28 protein-coding genes and 2 pseudogenes are annotated in these 25,262 nt (G+C 69.9%); 22 read left to right on the top strand and 8 right to left on the bottom strand.

Annotated elements, in window-relative coordinates; all coding sequences use genetic code 11:
• Positions 1 to 12 precede the first annotated feature (12 nt).
• Positions 13 to 486: pseudogene (locus ACZ5GP_RS12640) on the top strand (TniQ family protein); the annotation flags it as partial.
• Between the two features lie 129 nt (positions 487 to 615).
• Positions 616 to 1,176 carry a hypothetical protein gene (locus ACZ5GP_RS12635; RefSeq protein ID WP_468751287.1) on the top strand — a complete coding sequence of 187 codons (561 nt, stop codon included), beginning with the start codon at positions 616 to 618 and terminating at the stop codon, positions 1,174 to 1,176.
• 25 nt (positions 1,177 to 1,201) lie between these two features.
• On the opposite strand, the gene ACZ5GP_RS12630 is transcribed toward ACZ5GP_RS12635, so the two are convergent.
• Positions 1,202 to 2,557, bottom strand: a complete 1,356-nt coding sequence (locus ACZ5GP_RS12630) for a tetratricopeptide repeat protein (RefSeq protein WP_468750852.1) — start codon at positions 2,555 to 2,557, stop codon at positions 1,202 to 1,204.
• Positions 2,558 to 2,727: 170 nt separating this feature from the next.
• On the opposite strand from ACZ5GP_RS12630, the gene ACZ5GP_RS12625 reads away from it, so the two are divergent.
• The 5 genes from ACZ5GP_RS12625 to ACZ5GP_RS12605 all read left to right on the top strand — a co-directional run bounded on the left by ACZ5GP_RS12625 (position 2,728) and on the right by ACZ5GP_RS12605 (position 5,646).
• A complete protein-coding gene (locus ACZ5GP_RS12625; protein WP_468750851.1) occupies positions 2,728 to 3,168 on the top strand; it encodes a hypothetical protein in 441 nt (146 codons plus the stop codon).
• Positions 3,165 to 3,377: a hypothetical protein gene (locus ACZ5GP_RS12620; protein WP_468750850.1), complete on the top strand. Its 213-nt coding sequence runs from the start codon at positions 3,165 to 3,167 to the stop codon at positions 3,375 to 3,377. The genes ACZ5GP_RS12625 and ACZ5GP_RS12620 overlap by 4 nt, the downstream gene beginning before the upstream one ends.
• An 80-nt stretch (positions 3,378 to 3,457) precedes the next feature.
• Positions 3,458 to 3,883, top strand: coding sequence for a hypothetical protein (locus tag ACZ5GP_RS12615; RefSeq protein ID WP_468750849.1), 426 nt, complete (start codon positions 3,458 to 3,460; stop codon positions 3,881 to 3,883).
• Between the two features lie 80 nt (positions 3,884 to 3,963).
• Positions 3,964 to 4,710 (top strand): class I SAM-dependent DNA methyltransferase, encoded by a 747-nt coding sequence (locus ACZ5GP_RS12610; protein ID WP_468750848.1) that lies wholly within the window; start codon positions 3,964 to 3,966, stop codon positions 4,708 to 4,710.
• Between the two features lie 138 nt (positions 4,711 to 4,848).
• On the top strand, positions 4,849 to 5,646 hold the full coding sequence (locus ACZ5GP_RS12605; protein ID WP_468750847.1) for a protein kinase domain-containing protein: 798 nt from the start codon (positions 4,849 to 4,851) through the stop codon (positions 5,644 to 5,646).
• A 186-nt stretch (positions 5,647 to 5,832) separates the two neighbouring features.
• Here the strand turns inward: ACZ5GP_RS12605 and trxB are convergent, their stop codons facing one another.
• Together trxB and ACZ5GP_RS12595 are read right to left on the bottom strand one after the other, a co-directional pair.
• Positions 5,833 to 6,807 (bottom strand): thioredoxin-disulfide reductase, encoded by a 975-nt coding sequence (gene trxB, locus ACZ5GP_RS12600; protein WP_468750846.1) that lies wholly within the window; start codon positions 6,805 to 6,807, stop codon positions 5,833 to 5,835.
• Complete coding sequence (locus ACZ5GP_RS12595) at positions 6,804 to 7,226, bottom strand: arsenate reductase ArsC (RefSeq protein WP_468751269.1); 423 nt, start codon at positions 7,224 to 7,226, stop codon at positions 6,804 to 6,806. Before ACZ5GP_RS12595 ends, trxB begins: the two co-directional genes overlap by 4 nt.
• A gap of 95 nt (positions 7,227 to 7,321) precedes the next feature.
• Between ACZ5GP_RS12595 and ACZ5GP_RS12590 the strand changes: the two genes are divergently transcribed.
• From ACZ5GP_RS12590 to ACZ5GP_RS12580, 3 genes are read left to right on the top strand one after another with little or no spacing between them, the layout of a single operon-like run.
• The gene (locus ACZ5GP_RS12590; RefSeq protein WP_468750845.1) at positions 7,322 to 7,630 is read left to right on the top strand and encodes an ArsR/SmtB family transcription factor; all 309 of its coding nucleotides are present in this window, start codon (positions 7,322 to 7,324) and stop codon (positions 7,628 to 7,630) included.
• Positions 7,627 to 8,745 carry an ACR3 family arsenite efflux transporter gene (gene arsB, locus ACZ5GP_RS12585; RefSeq protein ID WP_468750844.1) on the top strand — a complete coding sequence of 373 codons (1,119 nt, stop codon included), beginning with the start codon at positions 7,627 to 7,629 and terminating at the stop codon, positions 8,743 to 8,745. The genes ACZ5GP_RS12590 and arsB overlap by 4 nt, the downstream gene beginning before the upstream one ends.
• Positions 8,742 to 9,800, top strand: coding sequence for an ArsO family NAD(P)H-dependent flavin-containing monooxygenase (locus tag ACZ5GP_RS12580; RefSeq protein ID WP_468750843.1), 1,059 nt, complete (start codon positions 8,742 to 8,744; stop codon positions 9,798 to 9,800). Before arsB ends, ACZ5GP_RS12580 begins: the two co-directional genes overlap by 4 nt.
• Positions 9,801 to 9,823: 23 nt before the next feature.
• On the opposite strand, the gene ACZ5GP_RS12575 is transcribed toward ACZ5GP_RS12580, so the two are convergent.
• The 4 genes from ACZ5GP_RS12575 to ACZ5GP_RS12560 form a co-directional block, all read right to left on the bottom strand.
• Positions 9,824 to 10,564, bottom strand: coding sequence for a TIGR02391 family protein (locus ACZ5GP_RS12575; RefSeq protein ID WP_468750842.1), 741 nt, complete (start codon positions 10,562 to 10,564; stop codon positions 9,824 to 9,826).
• Between the two features lie 56 nt (positions 10,565 to 10,620).
• Positions 10,621 to 11,136: a GNAT family N-acetyltransferase gene (locus ACZ5GP_RS12570; protein WP_468750841.1), complete on the bottom strand. Its 516-nt coding sequence runs from the start codon at positions 11,134 to 11,136 to the stop codon at positions 10,621 to 10,623.
• Positions 11,137 to 11,162: 26 nt separating this feature from the next.
• Positions 11,163 to 11,531 carry an ArsR/SmtB family transcription factor gene (locus tag ACZ5GP_RS12565; protein WP_468750840.1) on the bottom strand — a complete coding sequence of 123 codons (369 nt, stop codon included), beginning with the start codon at positions 11,529 to 11,531 and terminating at the stop codon, positions 11,163 to 11,165.
• 84 nt (positions 11,532 to 11,615) lie between these two features.
• Positions 11,616 to 12,689 carry a flavin-containing monooxygenase gene (locus ACZ5GP_RS12560; protein ID WP_468750839.1) on the bottom strand — a complete coding sequence of 358 codons (1,074 nt, stop codon included), beginning with the start codon at positions 12,687 to 12,689 and terminating at the stop codon, positions 11,616 to 11,618.
• A 105-nt stretch (positions 12,690 to 12,794) separates the two neighbouring features.
• On the opposite strand from ACZ5GP_RS12560, the gene ACZ5GP_RS12555 reads away from it, so the two are divergent.
• Positions 12,795 to 14,195: an NAD(P)-binding domain-containing protein gene (locus ACZ5GP_RS12555; protein ID WP_468750838.1), complete on the top strand. Its 1,401-nt coding sequence runs from the start codon at positions 12,795 to 12,797 to the stop codon at positions 14,193 to 14,195.
• Between the two features lie 225 nt (positions 14,196 to 14,420).
• Here the strand turns inward: ACZ5GP_RS12555 and ACZ5GP_RS12550 are convergent, their stop codons facing one another.
• Entirely contained in the window at positions 14,421 to 14,660 is a 240-nt protein-coding gene (locus tag ACZ5GP_RS12550) for a helix-turn-helix domain-containing protein (protein ID WP_468750837.1), read from the bottom strand.
• Positions 14,661 to 14,692: 32 nt separating this feature from the next.
• On the opposite strand from ACZ5GP_RS12550, the gene ACZ5GP_RS12545 reads away from it, so the two are divergent.
• The 11 genes and pseudogenes from ACZ5GP_RS12545 to ACZ5GP_RS12495 all read left to right on the top strand — a co-directional run bounded on the left by ACZ5GP_RS12545 (position 14,693) and on the right by ACZ5GP_RS12495 (position 25,205).
• Positions 14,693 to 16,534, top strand: a complete 1,842-nt coding sequence (locus ACZ5GP_RS12545) for a TniQ family protein (protein ID WP_468750836.1) — start codon at positions 14,693 to 14,695, stop codon at positions 16,532 to 16,534.
• Positions 16,531 to 17,298 (top strand): TnsA-like heteromeric transposase endonuclease subunit, encoded by a 768-nt coding sequence (locus ACZ5GP_RS12540; RefSeq protein ID WP_468750835.1) that lies wholly within the window; start codon positions 16,531 to 16,533, stop codon positions 17,296 to 17,298. Before ACZ5GP_RS12545 ends, ACZ5GP_RS12540 begins: the two co-directional genes overlap by 4 nt.
• On the top strand, positions 17,295 to 19,388 hold the full coding sequence (locus tag ACZ5GP_RS12535) for a Mu transposase C-terminal domain-containing protein (protein WP_468750834.1): 2,094 nt from the start codon (positions 17,295 to 17,297) through the stop codon (positions 19,386 to 19,388). The genes ACZ5GP_RS12540 and ACZ5GP_RS12535 overlap by 4 nt, the downstream gene beginning before the upstream one ends.
• 9 nt (positions 19,389 to 19,397) lie before the next feature.
• A complete protein-coding gene (locus ACZ5GP_RS12530) occupies positions 19,398 to 20,510 on the top strand; it encodes a TniB family NTP-binding protein (protein WP_468750833.1) in 1,113 nt (370 codons plus the stop codon).
• A gap of 164 nt (positions 20,511 to 20,674) precedes the next feature.
• Positions 20,675 to 21,733: a TniQ family protein gene (locus ACZ5GP_RS12525; RefSeq protein WP_468750832.1), complete on the top strand. Its 1,059-nt coding sequence runs from the start codon at positions 20,675 to 20,677 to the stop codon at positions 21,731 to 21,733.
• Between the two features lie 116 nt (positions 21,734 to 21,849).
• Positions 21,850 to 22,164, top strand: a pseudogene (locus ACZ5GP_RS12520) (ATPase, T2SS/T4P/T4SS family); the annotation flags it as partial.
• An 8-nt stretch (positions 22,165 to 22,172) separates the two neighbouring features.
• A complete protein-coding gene (locus tag ACZ5GP_RS12515) occupies positions 22,173 to 23,048 on the top strand; it encodes a type II secretion system F family protein (protein ID WP_468751268.1) in 876 nt (291 codons plus the stop codon).
• Between the two features lie 239 nt (positions 23,049 to 23,287).
• The gene (locus ACZ5GP_RS12510; RefSeq protein ID WP_468750831.1) at positions 23,288 to 23,833 is read left to right on the top strand and encodes a type II secretion system F family protein; all 546 of its coding nucleotides are present in this window, start codon (positions 23,288 to 23,290) and stop codon (positions 23,831 to 23,833) included.
• Between the two features lie 118 nt (positions 23,834 to 23,951).
• On the top strand, positions 23,952 to 24,155 hold the full coding sequence (locus ACZ5GP_RS12505; RefSeq protein ID WP_468750830.1) for a DUF4244 domain-containing protein: 204 nt from the start codon (positions 23,952 to 23,954) through the stop codon (positions 24,153 to 24,155).
• Positions 24,142 to 24,528: a TadE family type IV pilus minor pilin gene (locus ACZ5GP_RS12500; protein ID WP_468750829.1), complete on the top strand. Its 387-nt coding sequence runs from the start codon at positions 24,142 to 24,144 to the stop codon at positions 24,526 to 24,528. The genes ACZ5GP_RS12505 and ACZ5GP_RS12500 overlap by 14 nt, the downstream gene beginning before the upstream one ends.
• A gap of 224 nt (positions 24,529 to 24,752) precedes the next feature.
• Entirely contained in the window at positions 24,753 to 25,205 is a 453-nt protein-coding gene (locus ACZ5GP_RS12495) for an Rv3654c family TadE-like protein (protein ID WP_468751267.1), read from the top strand.
• The last annotated feature ends 57 nt before the right edge of the window (positions 25,206 to 25,262 follow it).

The following is a 25,262-nucleotide window of genomic DNA, read 5'->3' as shown; positions in this document are numbered from 1 at the left end:
TAGGTTACGCGGGTGACCGTCTCCGCCTCCATCGGTCTGCCTCGGCGGCTCCCCGTAGTGCCAGTTCCGTTGCCGGATGAATCCCTGCTGAGCTGGTTGGACCACTTGTCCACGGTGTACGGCGTCAGTCGCGCCATCGCGGCCCAGGCTTGTGGCGCCACGCGCTCACACGACAATGCCGTAAGAGTCTCGGCGTCCAGCGCACAATCCGTCGTCTTCGGAATGAGTGAAGATGACTTCCGTAGGATCAGGGCCGCTACCGGGCTTACGCCTGCGGCGGTGCGCCGGATGACGTGGGCGCGCTTCGCTGGCAGCGCTCTTCCGGAGAGGGTGCGAACCGCTGCGGGAGCGGATAACTACCGCATGGTCAAATCGAGTTGGATCGATCCCAGTGAACTCCGCTTCTGCCCGCGGTGCCTAGACGAGCGGGGTGGCCGGTGGCCCCTGGCGTGGTCCACTCCGTGGGTCTTCGCATGCCTGAGACACCAGTGCTACCTGCTGTCTGGCTGCCCTGTCTGCCGTCAGACCGTTCGTGCAGGTGAGATCGACCTCGCTCACGGTGCCTGCCGCGGCAGCGTGCGAGACCCTGTCCGAAGAGAGGTGCGGCCGTGCGCGGTGGCGTATCGCGACATGACGGCGCCACTCCTGCGAGATCCATTGCTCGCCAAGCTGCAAGAACGGCTCAACGCTCACCTGGCCGATCTGGAGCCGTGCCCCGACACAGCACGTGCTGACCTGTCCGACCTCGCGGCCATGGCTGACTTGGCGCTGTTCCTGGCGACTCCGGATCACTTGAGCGGGGCCGACCTCGTGGTGCTGGAGCGCTTCGCGGTGTTCTCACGCAGGTACTCGGCTGCCTCCGGCAGGCTGATGCCCAGGAAGGAGCGTGACGCCCCGGAGATGTTTGTTCGCACGGCGTGCCTACGGATCGCCGCGCAGATCGTGTTCAGCAAGGACCCATGGAGCGCTGCTTTGGAACTGGCGGATTTCACGGTCCGCCCGCTCAAACGGCCAGTCCGGCTGCTGCATCAATCGTGGCTCAAGCGCCCGCCGCAGAACACGACGGCCCGCCTGTCCCGGATTGTGAGTGCAGTGTGCGCGCCTGCTTCCACAGGCAAAGAGCGAAAGACATCCGCGGGTGTGAACCGCCAAGTATCAGGACAAAAGCCATCCTGAGCAGGGAAAGTGGCGCCCGCAGTGGCTACTGGTTAGCGAGGAGGACGGCGGCCCGGCGGTCGAGTGTGCTCACTCCGGACACGCCTTGGTAGCGGGTCAGGCGGACGCGCATGTCGGTAGCCGCGTCGCGTACGCGGACGGACTTAACTCCCTCGGCGCAGTCGAGGAATTCGGACCACACGCTCAGTGCACCGTCGAGGTCGCCTTGTTGGAGGTGGATCTCGCCGAGGTTTCCGAGCACGCTCGCACGGCTACGGCGGCGGTCCAAGCCGTGTACTTCCAGGGATTGGTGGAGTTGTTCGCGGGCGCCGGTGAGGTCGCCCATCTTGGCCAGGATCATCCCTGAGGCGTGGGCCCACCGGCCGATGGTGAAGTGCGATGCCCACGATTGGCCCGGCGGTTCGGTGGCCGTGCGTTCGATGGCGGACTGTGAAGCGGCCAGGGCCTGGGTGGCCAGGCGGTGATTGCCGTCCAGGGCGGCGGCTTCGGCGAAGGTCGACTCGTAATAGGCGACCGCGCGCGGGTCGGCGAGGCCCTTGGAGTGCTCGACGCATTTCTCCGCCAGCGCGAACGCCTCGGCGCGGTGGCGGGGGCCAAGGCCGATGGACTGGACCGTCATGCCGCGCAGTGCGGTTGCGGCGAGCTCGGGCTCCTCGGCTTCGGCAGCCAGTCGGTAGGCATAGGCGTAGTAGTGCTTGGCCAGGGCCTGGGGGTCGATGCCGTTGTCCTGGCCTTGGTCCTTGTCGCCCTCGTCCTGGTACATCCAGCCGATGAGGTGGGCGAGTTGGGATGTAGCGGCCCACAACTCGCGACCGGTGGTGAGGCTGTAGCGGCCATTCAGCCAGGGCCCGGCGTTGTCGGTGAGGTAGGACTCGGCAAGGCGGCGAACGTGGCTGCCGCCGTACTCGGCAGCGGAGTCGCCGAGCGTCTTGACCATGGTCAAAATCGCGGAGACCTCGCCCTGCCCGACCCGGACCGCACCCGCGGGCGCACTCTGGACGCGGCGGGTGATGGCCTCGGCGTCGGGGACACCGAGAAGGGAGAGGGTGGCACCGCCGGATGCGGTCAAAAAGCCCCGTCGGTCCACTGCGTCACTCCTCCCAAGGGCCAGGACATCTGCCACGGTATCGGCGTGTGCCGCACCCGGCATGGTCATCTGCCGGGACGGGGCGACATCAAGATCTAAGACCTGGATCAGGTAGGGCAGCCAGTAGTCGGGGTTACGCTCCCCGATCATCAGTTTCCGGGCGTACTGGCGGCTCATCCCCGTCGGGCCCCGCCCTTCGGCGATGCCCAGCTCACGGGCCAGTTTCGCCGGACCCCAGCCGCGTTCGGCGCATGCCTGCTGGATCAGCTCGGCGATGGGCTGGACTCTCTCCACTCTCCGGTGCCCCCTTCCAGCTGGGGTTACGCGGGACTACGCGGGGTTACACCCTGCCACCTCCCCAGGGCCTTTGACCGGTCGTTGACTGAACATCACCCCGGCCAACCCCGCCTTTACGGCACCAGGTTGGGGCTGATCCGTTGTTACCGCCACACACGGAGATGATCATGACCGGAAGGACGACATCCCATCTGCCCGCCCAGGGAGCCGGGTTGGGCACGGCGGCCCCGTTCCACCCCCGCGCCGGCGAACTGGCCGCCGACCGCCGGGAGGGCGGCCGCATCGGCGTCGTGGTGGCCCTGCCCGGCGAGGGTCGCACCGACTACCAGCTCCGTGCGCCCGCAGGCAGCGAGGAATGGGCCGCACCCGCTGATGGGAGCGCGCTCGCTCCTGTGCCGGCCAAGGCGACCTGCGCCACCCTCATGGAGTCCTTGGACGCCGTCTACGACGCGCGGGCGAGCCAGGGCTCCCTGCGGATACTGACCCACTTCGAGGACGGCACTCAGAGCGAGACCGCCCTGATCCTCACCCCCGCCGACATGGAACGCCTGTATGCCCAAATCGGCCGCATGCTCGGCGACCGTGACCAGCGCTGGGGCCAGAAGTGAGCGGCCAGGGTCACCACCGTGCCCGCCCGCAGACGGGCCGCGACCGGGACCTTGTCGCCGCGTTCATGGGGGTCTTCGGTGCGGCCTGCACCGTCGCGGGCGTGGTCCTGCTCGGTGCGGCCGCCGAGACCGAACTCAACAGCCAGGCCCCCGCGCCCGTCCAATCCGAGCCGGACGCTGACGCCACGGCGCGGCCAGCGGCCCCCTGAGCCACCTCCGCGGCCGGTGTCCCACGACACGGGCGGGCGGGGATGTCGCACCACACAACCCAACAGGAAGGTGAAAGATCATGGATCTCCTCCTCCACCCCGGCGGACAGCTCACCCGCTTCCGCGTCCTGACCGGCGAGGACGACGACCCCGGACGCCGGGGTGCCAAGACACCCATCGCCCTCTCCCAGTGCGCGCTGGCCTGCCCGGACATGGACAGCGTCACCCGTGCCATCGCTGCCCTGCGCTCCTCTGACGAGCAGCTCAAGGCCCGCCCCGAGTCGGAGAAGTTCTACGACTGGCAGAGCACCTACGTCGAGATCGACCCGCAGCAGCCGCAGCAGGGTCGGGTTCTGTTCGGTGTCGCCTGGTACGACGAGTCGTTCTTCACCAGCAAGTCACAGGCGTTCGGCAACGACATGCACCAGCACATGTTCAAGGCCCTGGGTATCGATCCCGGCGCCGTGGACGTGACGCACTGGCGGCCGGTGGAACTCGCTGCCTGACCGCAACGCCGAAGGCAGGGCCCGGCATGGCCGGGCCCTGCCCCTTGGTATCCGACCGCACCATGCGATGGAGGCTGAGCGTGGAAGAGATCGACCGACAAGCCGAGCGGTGGGACCAGTGGGCCCCGCACTATGACGCGTTGTCCACCGGCCGTGACCCGCAGCACGATGCCAGCCGCCTGCGGGAGCTGGCCCCGCCCGGCCCTGCTCTTGAACTGGGGTGTGGCACTGGCCTGGTGGCTATCGAGCTGGCCCGGCTCGGCACCGACGTCACGGGCCTGGACGCCTCCCCGAAGATGGTCGAGGCGTTCAACGCCAAGATCGGCGCTCTCCCGGCCCGCGCTCTGGTCGGCGACATGAGGCGGATCGACCTGGACCAGCGCTTCGCGCTGATCTTCGTGGTGGCCTCGACCCTGTTCACCCTCACCACTCAGGAGGACCAGGTGGCGTGCTTCAGGGCCGTCGCCCGCCATCTGGCACCCGGCGGCATGTTCGTCGTAGAGGCACGCGTCTCGGACTGGCAGCCGGGCCAGGTGCAGGGCACGAGCGTGCGCGAGGTCGGCGACGAGCATGTGCGGTGGTCGGCGATGCAGCACGACCCGGTGGCCCAGACCGTGCATTCCCAGGAGGTTCTCACCACCCCCCAGGGGGTGACGATGCTTCCCTTGGTCACCCGTTACGCGTGGCCGTCCGAGCTGGATCTGATGGCCCGGCTCGCCGGGATGCACCGCCAGGCCCGCTACGGCACCTGGCAGGGCGGTCCCTTCAAAGGCGACTCGACCCGGCATCTGACGCTCTACACTCTCGACCCTTCGGACGAACGCTGACGCACCAGCCGAACGGGATCTTGAGTGACCGCCTCCTCTTACACCACCGCCCACCGTCTGATCGCTTCTGTGTGGGGGGAGGCAGCCCAGCCCGGCCCAGTCCTCGTCGCCGAGCGGCGCGGAACCTGCCTGTGGCGTGTGGAGACCGTACACGGCCCGTACGCGCTGAAGATCACCGTCCCGTGCGCGGACCCGCAAGGACATGTGGACTCCGAGCGGCTCGCCCTCGTCGAGGCCGAGATCCTGCTCGCCCTGGCCGCTGACGGCACCCTCACCGGCCTCTACGAAGCCCACGGCACCCTCGATGACGGCGAGGGCTCCTGGCTGGCCCTGAAGTGGGTGGGCGGCGATGACGCCGAAACGGCCTTCGCCAAGCTCCGCCAGACCCCTGATGCTGCCTTGGCCGCCGCGTACGCGGCGGCCATGTGCAAGGCCGTCGCCGACCTCCATATGGGCGGCTGGCGCCACGGAGATCTCCAAGAGGTCCACTTCATCCTCAACGATCACGGCGCCACGCTGCTGGACTTCGCCATGGCCCACGCCCCCGACCGTCGGCCCGGCACCGGGCCAGTCGTCTACCGGGGCGCCTACGACTGGTTCATGTCCCCCGAGCTCGCGCACGCCCGCCTCACCACCACACCGGGCGACGACCTGCCCCTCACAACAGCTTCCGAGGTGTGGTCCCTGTGCGCGGTGATCTACGCCTGCTGGACCGGCACCTACCCGATCAGCACCCGCGACACCACACAGTCCACCCCCGAACTGCGCAAGGAACTCGCCCTGGGCCAGGTCAAGCCCTGGACGGACACGCGTCCCTGGCCGTTCGCCGCGTTCGAGGACATCCTCACCTCGGGCCTGCAGACAAGTCCCGGCCGCCGTCCCTCCGCCCGTATCCTCCAGCACGCCTTCGAGGCCCTGATCTCAGCGGATGGATGAAGTGCACCGCTGCCCCATCCCGGTTCGGCTCAGTTCGAGGCTCGGACGCTGAGAAGGATCAGCACGTGGCTTCGTTCAGCCATCGCAGGTCACCAGTCTCTTCGGCGGGCTCCGCCAGGGCGCCGACACCCTCACTGTCCTCTCCACGAGGAAGGCCTGGGAAGAGCCCACGCGTCGTTGCACTGATCAAGCAGGGATCGCGGCGGCCTCCGGCTCGGCCTGCACAGTGTTGCCGGAGGCGAGATAGCGCTCGGCGTCCAGGGCGGCCGCTGCTCCAGTGCCTGCAGCGGTGACGGCCTGGCGGTAGGTGTGGTCGACGACGTCGCCGGCGGCGAAGACGCCGGGCAGGCTGGTGCGTGTCGTCGGGGCGGCGACGGTGATGTAGCCCTCGGCGTCGAGGTCGAGCTGGCTTATGAACAGTTCGGTGCGCGGATCATGCCCGATCGCGATGAACAGCCCTGTCACGTCCAGGTCGCGGGTGGCGCCGGTGAGGACGTCGCGCAGGACGACGCCGCCGAGCATGCCGTTCCTCTCCTTGATCTCGGCGATCTCGCTGTCGAAGGCAAAGGAGATCTTGTCGTTGGACAAGGCCCGCTCCTGCATGACCTTGGAGGCACGCAGGGTAGAGCGGCGGTGGACGACGGTGACCGACTTGGCGAAGCGGGTGAGGAAGGTGGCTTCCTCCATGGCGGTGTCGCCGCCGCCGACCACGACGATGTCGCGCTCCTTGAAGAAGAACCCGTCACAGGTCGCGCACCACGAGACGCCGCGGCCGGACAGTTCGTCCTCGTTCGGAAGGCCGAGCTTGCGGTAGCCGGAGCCGGTCGCGATGATCACCGTCTTCGCGCAGTGGACGGTACCGGTGGAGTCGGTGAGGAGCTTGATGTCACCGGCCAGGTCGACGGCCACGATGTCGTCGTCGATCATCTCGGCGCCGAACTTCTCGGCCTGGGCCCGCATGTTCTCCATCAAGGCCGGGCCGTCGACGCCGTCGGGGAATCCGGGGAAGTTCTCCACCTCGGTCGTGGTGGTCAGCGAGCCGCCGACGAAGATGGAGCTGCCGAACAGCAGGGGCCGCAGCTGGGCGCGGGCGGTGTAGAGGGCGGCGGTGTAGCCGGCGGGGCCGGAGCCGATGATGACGACGTCGCGTATCTCGCTCACGCCGTCGCCTCCGGCTTCTCCGGGGCGATCTCGGCGATCAGGCCCTCGACAAGGGTCTTGATCTCGTCGCGGATCGGGCGCACGGCCTCCACACCCTGTCCGGCCGGGTCCTCCAGCTTCCAGTCCAGGTAGCGCTTGCCGGGGAAGACCGGGCAGGTGTCGCCGCAGCCCATGGTGATGCAGACGTCCGACTCGCGGACCGCATCGACGGTAAGGATCTTCGGCGTCTCCTGGGAGATGTCGATGCCGACCTCGGCCATGGCCTCCACGGCCGCCGGGTTGACGGCGCTGCCCGGGTTGGAGCCGGCGGAGCGGACCTCGACGCGGTCTCCGGCCAGGTGGGTCAGCCACGCGGCGGCCATCTGGGAGCGGCCGGCGTTGTGGACGCAGACGAACAGGACGGACGGCTTGTCGGCCATGGTGATCGTTCTCTCTCGTCGCATGGCGGAACCCAGCCGCCAATGACTTCAGCCCCCGCTGGTATCAGCGGGCGATGATGTGAGAGTATCAGTGCATGCTGACTTCAGTCGATCCTGACGTGATCCGGGTGCTGGGCGATCCGCTCCGCCTGAAGATCGTGACCCTGCTGGCACGCGAGACGCTGTGTACGACGCACCTGGTCGAGGAGACCGGAGCCAAGCAGACCAACCTGTCCAACCACCTGAAGGTGCTGCGCGAGGCCGGGCTGGTGGAGACCGAGCCGTGCGGCCGCTTCACCTACTACAAGCTCAAGCCCGACGTCCTGGCCGGGATCTCCGAGCAGTTCGCCCAGCTCGCCGCCTCCGCCCGCAGCGCCGCCGAGAACAAGAGGGCCTGCCCGTGACCTCCACCGAGCCCACCACCGCCTCCCCCCAGGGCGCCGGCCCGGCCGGGGACGACTCGATCGTCAAGAAGCTCTCCACCCTCGACCGCTACCTCGCCGTGTGGATCCTGATCGCCATGGCCGTCGGCCTCGGGCTCGGGCGCGCGATCCCCGGACTGAATGACGCGCTGGCGAAGGTGGAGATCGGCGGGATCTCCCTGCCGATCGCGCTCGGCCTGCTGATCATGATGTATCCGGTGCTGGCGAAGGTCCGCTACGACAAGCTGGACTCCGTCACCGGCGACCGCAAGCTGATGATCTCCTCCCTGGTCATCAACTGGGTCCTCGGACCTGCGGTGATGTTCGCGCTGGCGTGGATCTTCCTGCCGGACCTGCCCGAGTACCGCACCGGCCTGATCATCGTCGGTCTCGCCCGCTGCATCGCCATGGTCATCATCTGGAACGACCTCGCCTGCGGCGACCGCGAGGCCGCCGCCGTCCTGGTGGCCCTCAACTCCGTATTCCAGGTGATCGCGTTCGGTCTGCTGGGCTGGCTCTACCTCGACCTGCTGCCCGGCTGGCTGGGCCTGGGCGACGGCGAGCACCTGGACATCTCCATGTGGGAGATCGCTCTGAACGTGGTCATCTTCCTCGGCGTCCCGCTGCTGGCCGGCTTCCTGACCCGCCGCGTCGGGGAGAAGAGGGTGGGCCGCGAGGGCTATGAGTCCAACTTCCTTCCGAAGATCGGACCGTGGGCGCTGTACGGGCTGCTGTTCACGATCGTCATCCTCTTCGCCCTCCAGGGGAAGACGATCACCTCGCAGCCGCTGGATGTCGCCCGGATCGCGCTGCCGCTGCTGGTCTACTTCGCGGTCATGTTCTTCGGCACCTTCCTGCTTGGCAAGGGCCTGGGGCTCGCCTATGACCGCACCACGACCCTGGCGTTCACCGCCGCGGGCAACAACTTCGAGCTGGCCATCGCGGTCGCCATCGCCACCTTCGGCGTCACCTCCGGCCAGGCACTCTCGGGCGTCGTCGGCCCGCTCATCGAGGTCCCGGTCCTGATCGGCCTGGTCTACGTCGCGCTCGCCTGGCGCCGGAAGTTCGCCGCCGACGCGGTAACGACGGCCCCGTGACGCAGACGGATGTGGTGGTGGTCGGCGGCGGCCAAGCCGGGCTCGCCGCCGGCTACCACCTGCGGCGCCAGGGCCTCGACTTTGTGATCCTGGACGCCGATCCGGCGCCGGGCGGGTCCTGGCAGCACATGTGGGACTCGCTGCACCTGTTCTCCCCGGCTGCCTACTCGTCGCTGCCCGGGTGGCTCATGCCCGCCCAGGCAGGCGAGACCTACCCGGACGCCGGGCACGTGGTCGACTACCTCACCGACTACGAAAAGCGCTACAACCTGCCCGTCCAGCACGGCACCCGCGTGGACGCAGTACGCCCCGACGGCGACCACCTCCTGGTCGAGGCGGACACCGGCACCTGGCAGGCCCGCGCGGTCATAAGCGCCACCGGCACCTGGTCGCGGCCCTTCCTCCCCTCCGCCCCCGGCCGCGAGGTGTTCACCGGCCGGCAACTGCACACTGTGAACTACCGCTCACCGGCCGACTTCGCCGGGCAGCGCGTCCTCGTGGTCGGCGGCGGGAACTCCGGCGCCCAGATCGCCGCCGACCTCGCCCTGGACGGCTACGTCGAGGTGACCTGGGTGACCCAGCGCCCGCCCCGGTTCCTCGCCGATGACATCGACGGGCGTGCCCTGTTCGACGTCGCCACCGCCCGCCGCCGCGCCCTCGAAGAAGGCCGCACCGACACCGAAGGGGTGGCCTCGCTCGGCGACATCGTCGCCGTACCTCCAATCCGGGCCGCCCGCGACGCCGGACTCCTCAACGTGAAGGCGATGTTCTCCGCTCTCACCGCCGACGGCGTCCAGGGGGCCGACGGCAGCAAGACCAGCGCGGACGCGGTGATCTGGTGCACGGGCTTTCGGCCCGCTCTGGCCCACCTCGCCCCGCTGAACCTGCGCGGCCCGCACGGCCATATCCCCACCGACGGCACGCGCGCTCTCGGCGAGCCGCGTCTGCACCTGCTCGGCTACGGCGACTGGACCGGCCCCGCCTCCGCCACCCTCATCGGCGTCGGGCGCCCGGCGCGGGAGGCAGCACGGCAGATCACGGATCTTCTGCGCTGACCTCTCCCGCGCCGGGCGCGGGTTCAACGAGCGACGGTCGCGGTGTCCACCCATCGCGCCAGGACACTGAATACCGCGAGCTGCTCCAGCGCCTCATGCTCGGGCAGCTCGGGCAGACCGTCTTCATGGCTGTTGGGATTGCGGATGCCGGCGTAACAACCCTCAGCGAAGGCAGCCGCTCCGCGGTGGACACTGCGGAAGGTATCGCTCCCGTCGTCGGCCATCAGCCGCAGACGGGGCTGGCCCGGCTTGGGCGCGTCCTTGGAGAAAACGCTCTGGCACAGCGCGGTCTCGCTCGCGTCCCGGCGTCCGACCTTGTTCTGCGTCTCGGCGTTGATCTTCCTCGCGGCCGCGGTGACCGCCTCGCGGAAATGGCCGCTCTGCCACAGCGCCCGCGCCCCCTGCCACACCCACGGGTGCATCGTGGCGGCACTGAGCTGGGGAGCATCGTCGCCCAGACGCTCGCGTATCTCGGCATCCCGCTGGAGAGCCGCATCGGCGCGCTGCGCGGCTTCCCGGTGCTGGCACCACCGGTTCACGCTCTCATTGCGGTCGTCCGGGACTTCACTCTTCCAGCGCGGCAGCACCCGGTCGAAAATTTTCTCCACCACATGTGCGCTGGCGATGATGTCTTTCTGCGGACCGCGGTTGGACAGGCTGCTGCTGAAGATGGTCATACCGGGAGGGTCGGGCGGCCGGTACAGCTCGGTCAGTTCCAGGAAACGGGCCAGCTCACCGCGGGCCCAGTCAGTGTCCAGACTCATCACGCCATCATCCACACCCCCACTGACACCGAAACCGGCCCTGGCCGCACCAGTGATCAGGTGATGGCGGCGCTGCGGCGCTCGACGAGCACGACATCACGCCAGCGGCCCTGATGCCGCCCAATACGCTCGCGGGTGCCGATGACACGGAAACCGGCCCGCTCGTGCACGGCGAGGCTGGCGGTGTTCTCGGGGAAGATCCCGGACTGGACCGTCCAGATCCCGGCCGCCTCCGTGGAGTCGATGAGCGCCTTGAGCAGCGCGGAGGCAACGCCGCGGCCCCGGGCACCGGGGTGGACGTAGACCGAGTGCTCCACCACGCCCGTGTACGCGCATCGGTCGGACACCTTCGATGCGGCGACCCAGCCAAGCACCGTGCCGTCCTCGTCGACGGCGACGAAGCGGTGCTCGGGCAGCTTGCCCGCATCGAACGCCTCCCAGGTCGGTGCGCTGGTCTCGAAGGTGGCGTTGCCCTCGTCGATACCCGCCTGGTAGATCGCCAGGACCTGCTCGGCGTGATCTGCGGTCAACGGACCGACGAGCACGCTCGATGGGCCGATACTGCTGGACACTGTTCCCCCTGCTTCTTTGGTGGCTGTCAGGCCGCGGTCGGCGTAGTGGTCAGCAGCTTGCCCATCGCGGCCAGCACGGACGCCTCCACCCGGTAGTAAACCCAGGTGCCACGCCGCTCGGAGGTGAGCAGCCCGGCTTCCTTGAGCTTCTTCAGGTGGTGGGAGACGGTCGGCTGGGAGACGCCGACGTCGGAGATGTCGCACACGCACGCCTCGCCGCCCTCGTGCGAGGCCACGGCGGAGAACAGCCTCAGCCGGACCGGGTCGCCGAGCGCCTTGAACATCTTCGCGGTCCGCTCCGCCTCCTCGGCGGTGAACGGCCGCTCGGTCAGCGGCGGGCAGCACGGCACCGTGGTTTCCGGCTCCAGCAGCGGCAGCGCCTTCGTATTCGGCATACATCTATGTTGACACATGTCGAATCAGGGAGCGAGGGGCGGAGCCGATCGCATCGCCGCCCCTCGCGGGCCAGCTCTCGGCCGTTACAGGCCGGCGGCGGCCGGGGCCTTGCCGACATGGGCGGCCAGTGGATCGATCACGTACGCGGCGTCGCGGCCGACGCCGCGCAGCGTGTTGGAGGCGAAGGACCGCTGGAACTCCAGGCCGAGGTAGACCAGGCCGGGATGGGTGAGGGAGATGCCCCCCGCGTGCAGGGGTGCCCCGTGCTCGTCGAGTGCGCCGAGCTTGGCCAGGTAGTCGAGGTGGGGCCGGTAGCCGGTGGCGAGCAGTACCACGTCGGCCTTCTCCCGGCTCCCGTCGTCCCATATGACCTCATCGCCGTCCAGGGCGGTGAACATCGGCCGCCGCTGAAGGCGTCCCGCCTCCAGAGCGTCCTGGTAGCGGCCGGTGTCGAGGACCAGGGTGCCGCCGACGTAGTGGATCAGCCAGTGCGGCGGGAGGTGGTCGAAGCCGGTGGCCGTCAGCCAGTGGGTCAGGTCCTTGCCGTCGCGGATCTGCGGCAGGAAGCGGACCGGGGCGCGGGTGGCCAGGGTCACCGTGGCCACCTTGGCCAGTTCGTAGCCGACCTGGACGGCGGAGTTGCCGCCGCCCACCACCACGACCCGCTTGCCCGCATACGGCTCCGGGCTGCGGTAGTCGGCGACATGCAGCACCTCGCCGGTGAACCCGTCCTGTCCTGGCAGGTCCGGCCGCAGCGGGTTGCCGAAGGCTCCACTCGCGGCGACGATCCCGGCTGCACCCAGGCGGCGGCCGTCGGCGGTGTGCAGGACGAAGCCGCTGCCATCGCTCTCCACGCTCTCGACACGGGCGTGGGTGCGGATCTCCGCGTCCAGCCGGTCCGCGTAGCGGGTGAGGTAGTCCACGACCTCGTCGCGGTGCGGATAGCGGTCCCCGTCCCCGCCGAACGCCAGGCCCGGCAGGGAGCTGAACCCCGCGGGCGAGAACAGCGTGAGGCTGTCGTAGCAGCCGGGCCATGACCCGGTCGCCCGCCCGGAGGCTTCCAGTACCACCGGCGCCAGCCCCCGCTCGCGCAGGACGTGGGCGGCGGCCAACCCGGACTGCCCGCCCCCGATGACTGCGACATCGACGTACTCCATGAACCAGACCCCTCGATTCGACGAATGTCTATGTTGACGCCTATCGAAGCAGGTGGCATCCTGGCGGCGCAAGCCATCGACGGACGTCGAAACAAAGGAGTCGCCGTGAACGCGCCCACCACCACCGAGCTGCCCGTCGTGGTCGTCGGGGCCGGCCCGACCGGCCTGGCCGCCGCCGCCCACCTCGCCGAACGCGGCATCACGCCGCTGGTTTTGGAGGCTGGAGCGTCCGCGGGCGCCGCGGTGCGCGAGTGGTCGCACGTGCGGCTGTTCTCCACCTGGGGCGAGGTGACCGACCCGGCTGCCGAGAAGCTGCTGGCGCCCACCGGCTGGATGCGGCCCGACGCGAGCACGTACCCCTCCGGCGGGGACTGGGCCGAGCAGTACCTGCAGCCGCTGGCCGATGTCCTGGGCGAGCGCGTCCGCTTCGGCGCCACCGTCACCGGCGTCTCCCGCACCGGTCGCGACCGCGTTGTCGACGCCGACCGCGAAGCTCAGCCCTTCGTCGTGCACTTCACCACGGCCGACGGCCGCGAGGGGCGCGTCTTCGCCCGCGCGGTCATCGATGCCTCCGGCACCTGGGCCACTCCGAGCCCGGCCGGCGGCAGCGGCCTTCCCGCTCTCGGCGAGAAGGCAGCCGCGGACCGGATCGCCTACCGCGTCCCCGACCTCAAGGACCCCGCCGTGCGCGCCCGGTACGTGGGCAAGCGCACCGCCGTCATCGGCTCCGGGGCCTCCGCCTTCACCGCCCTCGCCTACCTCGCCGACCTGGCCAAGTCCGACGACGGCGCAGGGACAAAGGGGGTGTGGATCCTGCGCCGGGGCATCTCCGGTTCCACCTTCGGTGGCGGCGAAGCCGACCAGCTCCCCGCGCGCGGCGCACTCGGGCTGGCGGCGAAGACCGCCGTCGACGACGGCCACGCGGACGCGGTCACCGGCTTTCGCACCGAGGAGATCGAGCGCGACGCCGAGGGCCGCCTGGTCCTGGTCGGCGAGGACGGGCGCCGCCTGGACGCGGTCGACGAGGTCATCGTCCTGACCGGCTTCCGGCCCGACCTGTCCTTCCTCGACGAGCTGCGCCTGAACCTGGACGAGCGCCTTCAGGCGCCGGTCGAGCTGGCTCCGCTGATCGATCCCAACCAGCACTCCTGCGGCACCGTCTACCCCCACGGCCACCGCGAACTCTCCCACCCCGAACAGGGCATCTACCTGGTGGGGATGAAGTCCTACGGCCGCGCCCCGACGTTCCTGGCGATGACCGGCTACGAGCAGGTCCGCTCCGTCACCGCCGCGATCGCAGGCGATCTCGAATCCGCCGACCGGGTTGAGCTCACCCTCCCCGAGACCGGGGTGTGCGGCGGCGCCGGACTCTTCGACAGCCCGGCCCCTGACCAGTCCGACGGCGGCTGCTGCGCGCCTACCCCGCAGCTCGTCCAGCTCGCCGCCCCTGCCGCGGCCGGGGCGGCTACTGACCAGGCTTCGGCGGGCGGCTGCTGCGGCTCGTGACCGACCTGGGCACCCCTACGCGCGGGGCCGCGACCGGAACAGGGGACCGGTCGCGGCCCTGCGGCGCGCTGTCGGCCCTCTGTGCCCCGCGGATCACCAGATGCGGCGGTCCGGGCGGCGCCTTCTTCGCCTGCGGCGGCTAAGCCCTGCTGTACCCCGGCGCCCTTGGGCTGCAGACGTCGTCTGGGCTCGTGCGGCATACCAGCTGAGCCGTCGCGCGGGACGTCACTCGTCGTTGAACAGTTGGGAGATCTCGACGCCCAACGTCCGGGCCAGGCCCGGCAGCCGGTCCACGGCAATGCTGGTCCGCCCGGCCTCCACTCCCGCATAGAAGGACCGGTTCAGCCCGGCCCCGGCGGCCGTGGCGGTTTGGGTCAGCCCGGCACGCTCCCGCAGCTCCCGCAGCCGTCGCCCGAAGACCGCACGGCTGGCCGGGCTCGATGTGGCGCCCTCCGGGTTCTCCATGGCCACGAACTTAACTCTCCCCTGAGCGCTGTATGATATTTCATACAGGCGGGGAGGGTGAAGTGACAGCAGGAGCACACGGGCGGACAGAGATGCCTGCCTCCCGCCCTCTCTCGCGTCCCGTCGCCGTCCCCCGTGTCCGCCGCCTGCCTGTGGTCCCCAAGCCGGTTCCCGGTGAGGCATTCGCCTCCTGGGTGGACCGCGTGGCGGCCAAGCTGGACATCCCTCCGGGGCAGGCTGCTCATGCCCTGGGGCTGGAGTGCCGAAAGGGTACGTCCACCACGCGCCCGAAGTTCTTTGGCATCGCGCTCACCCCTGTCAGCCTCGGCGGCCTGCGGGATGCGACCGGGCTGACAGCCCGTGAACTGCACCGGATGCAACTCGCCCGGTACGACCGGACCGCATTGGACCTGACTGGCCTCGACCTGGCCCAAGAGGCGTCCGTGCGGGCCGTGGCCGGCGAATGGATGCTGCTGACCTGGAGCCGGGCCTGCCCGTCCTGTCTGGCGGAAAGCCCGGTGTGGCCGCTGTGGTGGCGGTTGGGCATCGCAGCGGTATGCCCGGTCCATCGGTGCCTGCTCATCGACGTGTGCCCGGCGTGCGGAGTACGGCTGCTGCGCGGAAACGAACGTCTCCCTCGCGGGCTGCTGACCCGCCCGCCGCTGCCCGAGCCGGGCGAGTGTGCCAACCGGCCCCCGCATGGCCCCAAGGGCCGTGCGGGCCTGTGTCGTCAGCCGCTGGCCGCCATTCCCACTACCGCCGTCCCGGAGGGCCTGGTGGCCCTTCAACGGCGCGCACTGGCCATCGCCGAAGGCGCGCCGGCCTCTCTGGTGGGCGAACCCGTTCGCGGCACCGACTGGTTCGCCGCGCTGCGCTATCTCGCTGCCCTCGCCCGGCTCGCCGCCGGCGAGGACGACTTCGCGCACCTTCCCGGCTTCGTGGCCGAAGCATTCATTCAAGATCAGCAGCGGCGTACGAGCAGGCCACGCGGGGGCGGTGGCAGCCAGCTGGGGGCAATGCCCGCGGCTTCCGCCCAGGCACTGGCCGCGCTGGCACTCGCCTCCCCGGTGCTGGACGCCCCCACTGCGGAATCCGGTGCCCGCCGGCTCGCTCCGTGGGCAGAGAGGCTGACCGCCCTGCGGCGGACCCTGGGGGGAACCGACCCGCTGCGGCACATGCCCTGCCCTGCCGTCCTCGACCGCGTGGCGGCCGCCGTCGGCCGTCGGACCTCCCGCGTCGCCGGAGCCCTGCCCGCCATGGAGCCGTCGGCCCTCAAGCCCCGGCACATCCCGCACCTGGCCGATCGGGACGACTACCAGTCGCTGATGGCCGCCCATCTGCCCGGCACCGCCGAAGCATCGGGACGACGGCTGACCGCACTCGCGCTCGCCCGCCTGGCAGGGGCAGGCAGTTGGACCGAGGCCGCCACCGTGCTCGGCATGGACGAACGCAAAGCCGCCCGCGCCGCCGACACCCTCGTCCAGCGGATCGCCGACCCCGACGCCTTCTGGACAGCGGTCCGCACAGCGGCTGACCGCATGCAGGAGCGGGGCCTGACCAACTACGCAGCCCGCCGGGCCGCACTTTGTGACCTGCGCGAGGTCCCCCACCGCGACTTGGCCCCGATCTTCCACCCGTTGGGCCGCGTTGTGACCTGGCAGAGCCAGCGGCACGCCGCCGCATGGGTGTGGCAGCACCTCACCAACGGCGACGTCCGCGAAGCACCCGCCTACGTCCTGGGCTGGGAGAACGGCACAAGCACCGAGTCGATACGCGAGGGCTGGCGGCGCTTTCACACCCGCCTGCCCGCCCCCGCCGCCGACGCCCTCACCATCTGGGGAAGGGCCTGCCTGACTCGGAAAGGAACTGCATGACCCCGCCCCGGCCTCGCACCCTGCGCCCCATCCGCATGGCGTCCGACCGGGCCCACATCCACTACCTCGACCCCAGCGGCACTGAACGCCTCATTCCCGCGAGCCGGGCTGCCTCAGTGGCCTTCGAGAACGCACTGCCCGCCCGGGAGATCCCCTCCTACGCGGGACAGCGGCACACCCCCGGCCACTACTGGGCGGCCACCACCGACCGCATGGTGGGCTACGAGTCCTACCTCGAATCGAAGTGGATGAAGCTGCTCGACTTCGACCCTGCGGTGGACGCATTCAGCGCTCAGCCCTTCACCATCGAGGCCCAAGACGCCGAGGGAGCCTGGCAGCACACCCCCGACCTCTTCGTCCGCCGACGCGACGGCTCGGTGCTCTTGTTGGACGTCAAGGACGACAGCCGCATCGGGGAGCCCAAGGTCGTACACCAGGCCCGGCGCACCGACGAGCTGTGTCAACAGCTCGGCTGGGATTACGACATGGTGGGCACACCCGATCCGCTGCGCTGGGCCACCGTCTCCTGGCTCGCCGGATACCGCCGCCCCCTGCGCGCAGGGAAGCCCCTGACCAGCCCCTTGCTGCAACTTGCCCAAAGCCCCGTGCCGATCGGCGAACTGGTGAGCTTCCAGCCCGTACCCGAGTTGGCACGTGCCGTGGTCTACCACCTGATGTGGCACCACCAGCTCACCTTCGACCAGACCCGCCCGCTGCGCGACCACACCCGCGTGCAGGCCGCCACCGCCCGGAGGAGCGCATGACCAGCCACCGTCTCGCCGTCACCGACTGGATCGAGTTCGAGGAAGAACGTCACCAAGTCGCCGGACTCAACGGTGCCACCGCACGGCTGCGCTCGGAGAACGGACGGATACAGACCATCATGCTCACCGTCCTCCTCGCCGACGCTACCTTCCGCGCTGCCGTCGAACCCCCGCCCAAGACACCGGGGGACGCCGACTTCGGCAACCTTGATCCTGCCGGGATCCTGGAGGGTCTAGACGACGCCGCAAAGCAGGCGGCCCTGGAACTGGAGGGGCATCTCCTGGAGGCCATGACGGGGTACAGCTCCGGTGACCCGCTCAGCGCCAGGCCGGATGAACCCCGCCCGCCCTACGACCCCACCCTGCCCCAAGTCGTCCGCATCCAGGCCAAAGCCGAGGAACTGGGCGTGACCGAACGCTGGCTGTGGAAACTGTGGAAACGGCGCACGGAAAACGGCCTGTGGGGGCTGGTGGACAAACGCAAGGCCCGCGTCCGCAACCCCCTGAAGAACCTCGACGCACGCGTGATCCAGGCCATCCGCGACCAGGCAGCCGCTGAACGCGCCGACAGCTCCGCGACCATCGGCAACCGCTTCTACCGCCGCACCCAAAACCGCCTGGATGCCGAACACAGCCCCGGCACCGTCCCGCTGCCCGGCCGGGACACCTTCCGCCGCGCGGTCGCTTACCTGCTGGACATCAGCCCCTCCGCCCCCGCTTACCAGCGCGCCTCGGCCGCCAACCAGCCCGACCGGCCCTTCGGCAACGTGATCGCCACTCGCCCCGGCGAAGTCGTCATGCTCGACACCACCCCACTCGACGTCCTCGCCTACGACCCCGGCACCGCGACCACCATCCGCGTGGAACTCACCGTCGCCCTCGACGTGGCCACCCGCTCCATCCTCGCCTGGCGACTGACCCCCGAAGGCACCAAAGCCATCGACATCGGCCTACTCCTGGCCGACGTCATGACGCCGGAAATCATGCGACCCGACTGGTCCGACGCCCTGCGCTACCGCATGCTGCGCGTCCCCTACGAGCGCCTGCTGAGCGTGGACGAACGCCTGGCCGAAGCCGCCGCCCGGCCCGTGATCTACCCCGAGACGCTGCTGTACGACCACGGCAAGCCCTACAAGTCCGACGTCGTCCAGCGCGCCTGCACCCGCTGGAAGATCGACCTCCAGGACGCCCGCAAGCTTCAGCCCACCGACAAGCCGCACGTGGAACGGCTCTTCAAGACCATCCGCGAACAATTCGCCGAACACGTCGCCGGCTACAAGGGCTTCAACGTCGCCCACCGCGGCCGCACCGTCGAGGACCAAGCCCGCTGGACCATCGACGAGTTGACCGAGTTCTTCGCCGAATACGTCATCGCCGTCTACCAACGAAAGCACCACCGCGGGCTCACCCTGCACGGGTTTCCGGACCTGCGGGTCTCCCCAAATGAGGCGTACACCATGGCGCTCGGCTCGGCCGGATACGTCGACTGCCCCCGCGAACCCAACGTGTACTTCGAACTGCTACCGATCGCCCCGCGCGTCATCCACCCCTACGGCGTCGAACTGAACCACCTGACCTACAACGCGGACATCCTCTACCGCTACCGAAAGGCCAAGGCGCCGTATCCCGACGGCCTGTGGCCCATCCGCTACGACCCCCGAAACCTGCTGCACGCCTACTTCCTCGACCCTGCGGATGGCCGCTGGCACGTCCTGCGCTGGACTCACGCGCTCGGAGAACACCAGCCGTTCACCGACATCACCCTGCGGGAAGCCAAACGGCTCATCACCCTGCGCGGCCGCACCCCTGAGGACCAGGAAGCGGTGGCCCAGGCACTCACCGACCTACAGAACCGCACAGACGCCTCCGAGACATGGACGCGCACCGACCGCAAGCGCCACACCCGCGACGAACACCGCGGCACGGCACAAAGCCGCGACATGCAACGCGGCGAAGCCCCCGTGGATAACCACCCGCCCTTGACCGTTGTCCCCGACACACCAGAAGAGGACGAGGCGCCCAGCGAGTGGGGCGAGATCGATCTCAGCAAGGTCACGGCCGCAGAGGTCTGGGACCCCGACGCCCTCTAGGAGCCCGTCATGAGCATCTTCCGGCACCCCGGCCTGGCCGAACCCCACACCAAGGAAGAGTGGCGGCGCTACCGCGACAACCGGCCCCCCGAGCGTCCCACCATGCCGCCGTACCAGGTTTATTCAAGGCTGTCGCAGGACGACAAGGACGACCTGAACGAGGATCGCGACATCTACCACAGCGCACTCGCGATCATCGACACCGAGCAGGTCAAGCGCCTGCACTACCTGATGAAGCGCAGGATGAAGGCCAACGCCAAGCGACCCGCCGGCGCCAGAGCGGGCCTTGTCTTTGACGGGCCGCCGACTGTCGGCAAGTCCACCCTGGTCAAGCTCTTCGCCGCGCGCTTCGAGAACCGACTGCGCCGAAAGCATCCGGAGAAGTTCCAAGAGGGCTACGAGGCCAACGGAATGGTCATCGACTACACCCCGGTCGTCTACCTCAGCATCCCGGCCCGAGCCACCCCCAAGGACCTGTCCGTCCTCCTGGCCGACTACCTCGGCATGGTGCAGCGCGGCAGGGGCACCCAGACAGACATCACCAACCATGTTCTCTCCGTGCTGGCGGACGTCGGCACCGAACTTGTGATCATTGACGACGTGCACTTCCTCGACCTGTCAGCGAAGGAAGGAAGAGTGGTCAACGACCACTTGAAGTACATCGCCAACAAGACCGCAGCGACCTTCGTCTACACCGGAGTCGACCTCAAGAAGTCCGGACTGTACCTCGAAGGACAAGCCGCTTCACGCGCCACCCAGACCTCGGGGCGATACACACACCACGCGGTCCGCAAGTTCGGCTGCACGACCGACAAGGACAAGCTGGAATGGGCACAGACCGTTAAGGCCCTCGAAGACACCCTCGTGCTCTACCGGCACAAGCCCGGCCAGCTGGTGAAACTGTCGCAGTACCTCTACGACAGGACGGACGGCAGTATTTGCGCCCTGACCGACCTGCTTCGCGAATCCGCAATCGAAGCCGTCATGAGCGAAGAGGAGGCGATCACACGCAAGCTCATGGACCGGGTCGAGATCAGTGAATACGCCCAGGCCGCGTACCGGCATGTCGTCCGACAGCGCCGTAAGGCGGCACCCGTAGGAACGAAGTCGGCAGCGAGCTGACGATGGGCACCGCGTACCCGGTGCATCAGGGCTCGGTGCGCCAGCCATACGACGGTGAGCCTGGCCCTGAGCGCGCCGTTGAGGCACCTCGTCTCCAGGCAGTGCCTTCGACGGTGGAGACGGTGCCGCCTCCGGCGGTCAGCCAGCCCCGACGGATGCCTCGCGTGCCCGTCCCGGTGACGGGAGAATCCTTCACCAGCTGGCTGGACGCCGTCGCTCGTGACAGCCGCTGCTACCCAAACCGACTGGTAGTCGAGGCTTGGCGGCTCCGGAAATCGGCGACCGCTTCGATGGCCCGGCTGGAGGCAACGCTGACTGACCGGGAACTGCGGCAGATCCAGGCTGCTACCGGCATCCGAGCACAGGTGCTGAACGGCATGCGTCTGACTCGCTACACCGAACAGCCGCTACCGGCACTCTCTGACCCGCATGACGATGGGCATGCACGAGCGCTCAGCTTCATCCGCGACCGTTTCCTACTGCGCGATCACTCCCGCTGGTGCCCGCTGTGCATCAAAGAGAACAACGGCCGCTGGTACCTACGTTGGAAGGTCGCGTGGTCGTACGCCTGCACCGACCACGAGGTCTTTCTGTCGGCCGTCTGCCCCACTTGCTACGAGCCCCAGGACTGGATCAGGGGTGGGCCGGCAGACAGGCGCCTCTTTTGCCCAGGGCGGCGCCCCCACAACACCAGTTCCACCAAACGTTATGGCCCTCGCTGCAACCACCCGCTCACCGAAGTCCCCTCCACCCCGGTCACCGATCCCGTACTGCTCAGTATCCAGAAGTCGATCGACTACGGCTTCGGGCACAGCCCGTCCGTACAACCTGGCGTCAGATCGGCACTACGACTGTTCCTCTTCCCGCTGCTCGTCGATCTCATCCTCATGTACCGCTCACCGGACATGTTTCACGACGCGGACCCTGCCATCGCCAGTGCGAACGACGAGGGAGCATCCCAGAGTCCATCTCTCAGCCGCGGTCCCACGGCTCACCCGCTGCTGGTCGCAGGTGCCATGCACCTCGGACTCCGTCTCGTTACCGGGGAGAGTCGTCACGCCGCGTCGGAACTGTTCGTCGAGCTTGCACACGCCAAGATCGTTGAGCAGGGGCGGACATGGGGGCCTGAACCCGAATACCTGCAATGGCACCAGAGACAGCTACTGCCTCCACGGCTGTTCGAGATGCTCACGGATCGCGGAGTGATCCGCGACACCCTGTAGCTGATCTGCGCACTGAACTGATCAGTGCGCAGATAGACGATCTCAGATGCGCAGGAAAGAGTTCAGTTCCCAGGTAGAAGCCTTGGGGACTGAACTCTTTTCTCGCGTCCGACAGAGGCTGCGGCACGGTCCATGCCAACGCCGCCGCGGACGTGCCCGCCCGCCTGGAGGCCCTGGGGACGGCCGCGGGGCTCGACCGGGCGGCCCTGCACAGCCAGTTGGCGGCCGCCCTGTCGGTGGTGATCCATCTCGTCCGCGACCGGACCGGCCGCCGCCGCGTCGCCGAGGTGCATGTCCTGGAGCGTGCCGCATCCGGCCTGGTCGTGACGGTGCCCGCGCTGCGATGGGGCGAAGAGGCGTTCACCGAAGGGCCCGGCTGGGAGCGGCTGTACGGCCTGCTGGGTGGCGACGAGCGGGGTGATCCGGTGTGAGTACGTCGATGTGGACGGCGGCCGTGTGCGCGGGAGGCGCGGCCTGCCTGATGGGCGGCAAGGACCGCACGGCTCAGCGGGTCCGGGCGGTGCTCGCCCCCGATGTGCCTGATGGGGCAGGCGGTTGGTCCTGGCGGCGGGCTGTCGCCGTTGGGCGGGGGCGGGTGCGGCATGAGTGGTGGTGCCTGGTGGCCGGGGCGGTGGTGGGCCTCCTTGGGGCCTCCTTGCTGCCGCTCGTCGCGGGTGCGGCGGGGGTGCCGCTGGCGGGGCGGGCGAGGCGGGTCCGGGATGCGCGCCGGGAGAGGGAGCGGCGCGGTGACGCGGTGATCGCGCTGTGCGGGGCGCTCGCCGGCGAGGTGCGGGCGGGGCGCCAGCCGGGGGAGGCGTTGCGATCGGCACTTGCCGAGGCCGGCTCTGGCGAGAGAGCCGCCGGTGCTTGTGGCGGGTCGGCCGATGGGGCCGGGGCGGGGCGGAGCGCGCTGTTGGCGGCGGCGCGGTTCGGCGGGGACGTGCCGGGAGCGCTGGGCGAGGCGGCGCGGGAGCCGGGTGCGGAGGGCCTGCTGGGCCTCGCGGCGTGCTGGCGGGTCGCCGTGGACCGGGGTGCGGGGCTCGCGTCGGGGCTGGAACGCCTGGAGGGCGCGCTGCGCGCCGAGCGCGACCAACGGGCGGACCTGCGGGCGCAGCTGGCCGGCGCGCGGTCGACCGCAGTGATGCTCGCGGGTCTGCCGGTCCTTGGGCTGCTGATGGGCGGCGCGCTGGGAGCCGAGCCGCTGCGGGTGCTGCTGCACACCGGGGCGGGGCTCGGCTGCCTGGCGGTGGGCGGGGTGCTCGAGGGCGTCGGGGCGTGGTGGGCGCTGCGGATCGTGCGAAGGGCGGAGGGGTGATGAGTGCTGTCCACAGGCTGGGGATGGCGGTATGGGTAGGTGGGGCGGTGCTGTGGCTGGCACTGACGGTGCTGGCCGCACGGCGTGAAAGGGCGGTGCGGCGGCGGGCCCGGGCGGCGCTGGGCGCCGAGAGGCCGGCTGCGCGGCTTCAGGGGCGGTGGCCGGGCCTTAGGCCGCGAGTACGTGTCTGGCTCACCGTGGCCGGGGCGGCGAGCGCGGCCTGCGTCCTGCTTGGCGGCGTGCTCGGCCTCCTGGCGGGAGCGGCCGTCGGCTACGGCACATGGCGTCGGTTGCGATCCCACGCCCCGCCCCTGGACCAGGAAGACGCCGACGACACCGCTGAGGGGGTACGCCAACTCCCGCTGGCCGCTGATCTCTTGGCGGCCTGCGTCGCCGCGGGCGCGAGCCCTGTCGCGGCTGCCGGAGCCGTCGGGGACTCGCTGCGAGGTCCGGTGGGCGAGCGGCTCGCGCGGGGAGCGGCCGAGATGCGCCTGGGCGGCGAACCGGCCGATGCCTGGAGCCACTTGGCGGCGATACCGGGCGCCGCTCCACTGGCCCGGCTGCTGGAGCGCGCCGACGAGTCAGGAGCGCCGGCCGCCGAGCCGGTGGCCCGCCTCGCGGCGGAGGCCCGGGCCGCGCGAGGCCGGGCAGCCCTGGCGACAGCGCGCAGGGCGGCGGTCCTGATGACGATGCCCGTGGGCCTGTGCTTCCTCCCGGCGTTCATCGCGGTCGGGGTGCTGCCGGTGGTGATCGGCCTCGCGGAGGGACTGCTGAAAGCGAACTGAAGCAGCGAGGTGAAGAAGCGCCGGGAAGAAGCGGCGAACTGGAAAAGACGGACACGACGACGACTGCCCCGGCCATTACAGGGCCGAGGCGCCGAACGGAACACTCACGGGGGTTGAGATGCGTGGACACGACTACGCGCGGGCGCTGCTGCGGCGGGCCCGGGCGACCGGCAAGGACGCGGGCATGGTGACGTCCGAGTACGCGATGGGGCTGATCGCGGCGGTGGGATTCGCCGGGCTGCTCTACAAGGTGGTGACGAGCGACCAGGTCAGGGCGGCCTTGCAGGCGCTGGTGGGGAAGGCACTCGATGCGCCGTTCTGATCGGAGGCGGGAACCGCGCGCGAGGGACCAGGGGTTCGTGACGGCGGAGGCGGCGGTGGTGCTGCCGACGCTGGTGCTGTTCACCATGGCGCTGGTGTGGACGCTGCTGGCGGTGTGCGCGCAGATCCAGTGCGTGGACGCGGCGAGGGCCGGCGCTCGCGCGGCGGCGCGGCAGGACCCCGAGACGGTGGCCGTGGCGGCGGCCCGGCAGGCGGCGCCGCGTGGAGCGCGGGTGACCGTGCGGCGCGACGGCGACCTGGTGCGGGTCGAGGTGGTCGCCGCCGCGCCGGGGCCGAAGGCACTGGACCTCGGCCTGCGCCTGCGGGCCGAGGCGGTGGCGTTGGCGGAGGAGACGGTGGGGGTGGGCGTATGAGGGGCGGGTGTGTGGGGAGTCGGCGGGCGCGGGGTGGGCGCATGCGGGGAGGGCGTACGAGGGGTCGGCGCATAGGGGGCGGCTGCCTGTGGGGTCGTCGGCACCTGCGGGGCGGGCACGTCTGGGACGGGTGCTTGTGGGGTCGACGCCTGTGGGTCGGGCAGATGTGGGGCGGCCGTTCGTTGGATGGGCACCAGGGGGGCGGGTTCGCGCGGGTCGGGCACATGTGGGGCGGCCGTTCGTTGGGCGGACACCAGAGGGGCGGGTTCGCGCGGGACGGACGCCGGGGGAGGAGGCTCCGGTGGGGACGGCAGCTCGGAGGCGGGCACTGGCGTGGCGCGGCGCGCGATCGTGGGGCAGCCACGGTGTGGGTGACGGTGGTGCTGGCGGCGCTCTGTGTGATCTGCGGGGGCGTGTTCGCGATGGGTCAGGCGGTCGTGGCCCGGCACCGGGCGGGCGGTGCGGCGGACCTCGCGGCGCTGGCGGCGGCGGACCACTGGGCGGCGGGCCCCTCGGGGGCCTGCGCGGCGGCCGACCGGGTGGTCTCCGCGCAGGGTGCGCGCCTCCTGCGCTGCGCTGTGCGGGGCGATGTCTCCGACGTCACGGCGGGCGCCTCCGTCGGCCCCTTCTCGACCCACGCCCGCTCCCGCGCGGGCCCAGCGGGCCCACTGCGGTGAGCAGCGGATCTAATGCCGTGAGCAGCCGCACTCCGACGACGTCCCCGGGGACAAAGT

It is taken from the genome of Streptomyces sp. NPDC031466, assembly GCF_055581265.1.
The sequence above is the reverse complement of the archived record's forward strand: the minus strand, read 5'-3'. Positions and strand labels throughout refer to the sequence as shown.

Excerpts from the sequence above, each read along its gene's own strand:
- ACZ5GP_RS12625 (WP_468750851.1), top strand. The coding sequence starts at position 2,728 with ATGACCGGAAGGACGACATCCCATCTGCCCGCCCAGGGAGCCGGGTTG.
- ACZ5GP_RS12615 (WP_468750849.1), top strand. The coding sequence starts at position 3,458 with ATGGATCTCCTCCTCCACCCCGGCGGACAGCTCACCCGCTTCCGCGTC.
- ACZ5GP_RS12595 (WP_468751269.1), bottom strand. The coding sequence starts at position 7,226 with ATGGCCGACAAGCCGTCCGTCCTGTTCGTCTGCGTCCACAACGCCGGC.
- ACZ5GP_RS12590 (WP_468750845.1), top strand. The coding sequence starts at position 7,322 with ATGCTGACTTCAGTCGATCCTGACGTGATCCGGGTGCTGGGCGATCCG.
- ACZ5GP_RS12575 (WP_468750842.1), bottom strand. The coding sequence starts at position 10,564 with ATGAGTCTGGACACTGACTGGGCCCGCGGTGAGCTGGCCCGTTTCCTG.
- ACZ5GP_RS12565 (WP_468750840.1), bottom strand. The coding sequence starts at position 11,531 with ATGCCGAATACGAAGGCGCTGCCGCTGCTGGAGCCGGAAACCACGGTG.
- ACZ5GP_RS12560 (WP_468750839.1), bottom strand. The coding sequence starts at position 12,689 with ATGGAGTACGTCGATGTCGCAGTCATCGGGGGCGGGCAGTCCGGGTTG.
- ACZ5GP_RS12550 (WP_468750837.1), bottom strand. The coding sequence starts at position 14,660 with ATGGAGAACCCGGAGGGCGCCACATCGAGCCCGGCCAGCCGTGCGGTC.
- ACZ5GP_RS12545 (WP_468750836.1), top strand. The coding sequence starts at position 14,693 with ATGATATTTCATACAGGCGGGGAGGGTGAAGTGACAGCAGGAGCACAC.
- ACZ5GP_RS12540 (WP_468750835.1), top strand. The coding sequence starts at position 16,531 with ATGACCCCGCCCCGGCCTCGCACCCTGCGCCCCATCCGCATGGCGTCC.
- ACZ5GP_RS12535 (WP_468750834.1), top strand. The coding sequence starts at position 17,295 with ATGACCAGCCACCGTCTCGCCGTCACCGACTGGATCGAGTTCGAGGAA.
- ACZ5GP_RS12530 (WP_468750833.1), top strand. The coding sequence starts at position 19,398 with ATGAGCATCTTCCGGCACCCCGGCCTGGCCGAACCCCACACCAAGGAA.
- ACZ5GP_RS12515 (WP_468751268.1), top strand. The coding sequence starts at position 22,173 with ATGTGGACGGCGGCCGTGTGCGCGGGAGGCGCGGCCTGCCTGATGGGC.
- ACZ5GP_RS12505 (WP_468750830.1), top strand. The coding sequence starts at position 23,952 with ATGCGTGGACACGACTACGCGCGGGCGCTGCTGCGGCGGGCCCGGGCG.
- ACZ5GP_RS12500 (WP_468750829.1), top strand. The coding sequence starts at position 24,142 with ATGCGCCGTTCTGATCGGAGGCGGGAACCGCGCGCGAGGGACCAGGGG.
- ACZ5GP_RS12495 (WP_468751267.1), top strand. The coding sequence starts at position 24,753 with ATGTGGGGCGGCCGTTCGTTGGGCGGACACCAGAGGGGCGGGTTCGCG.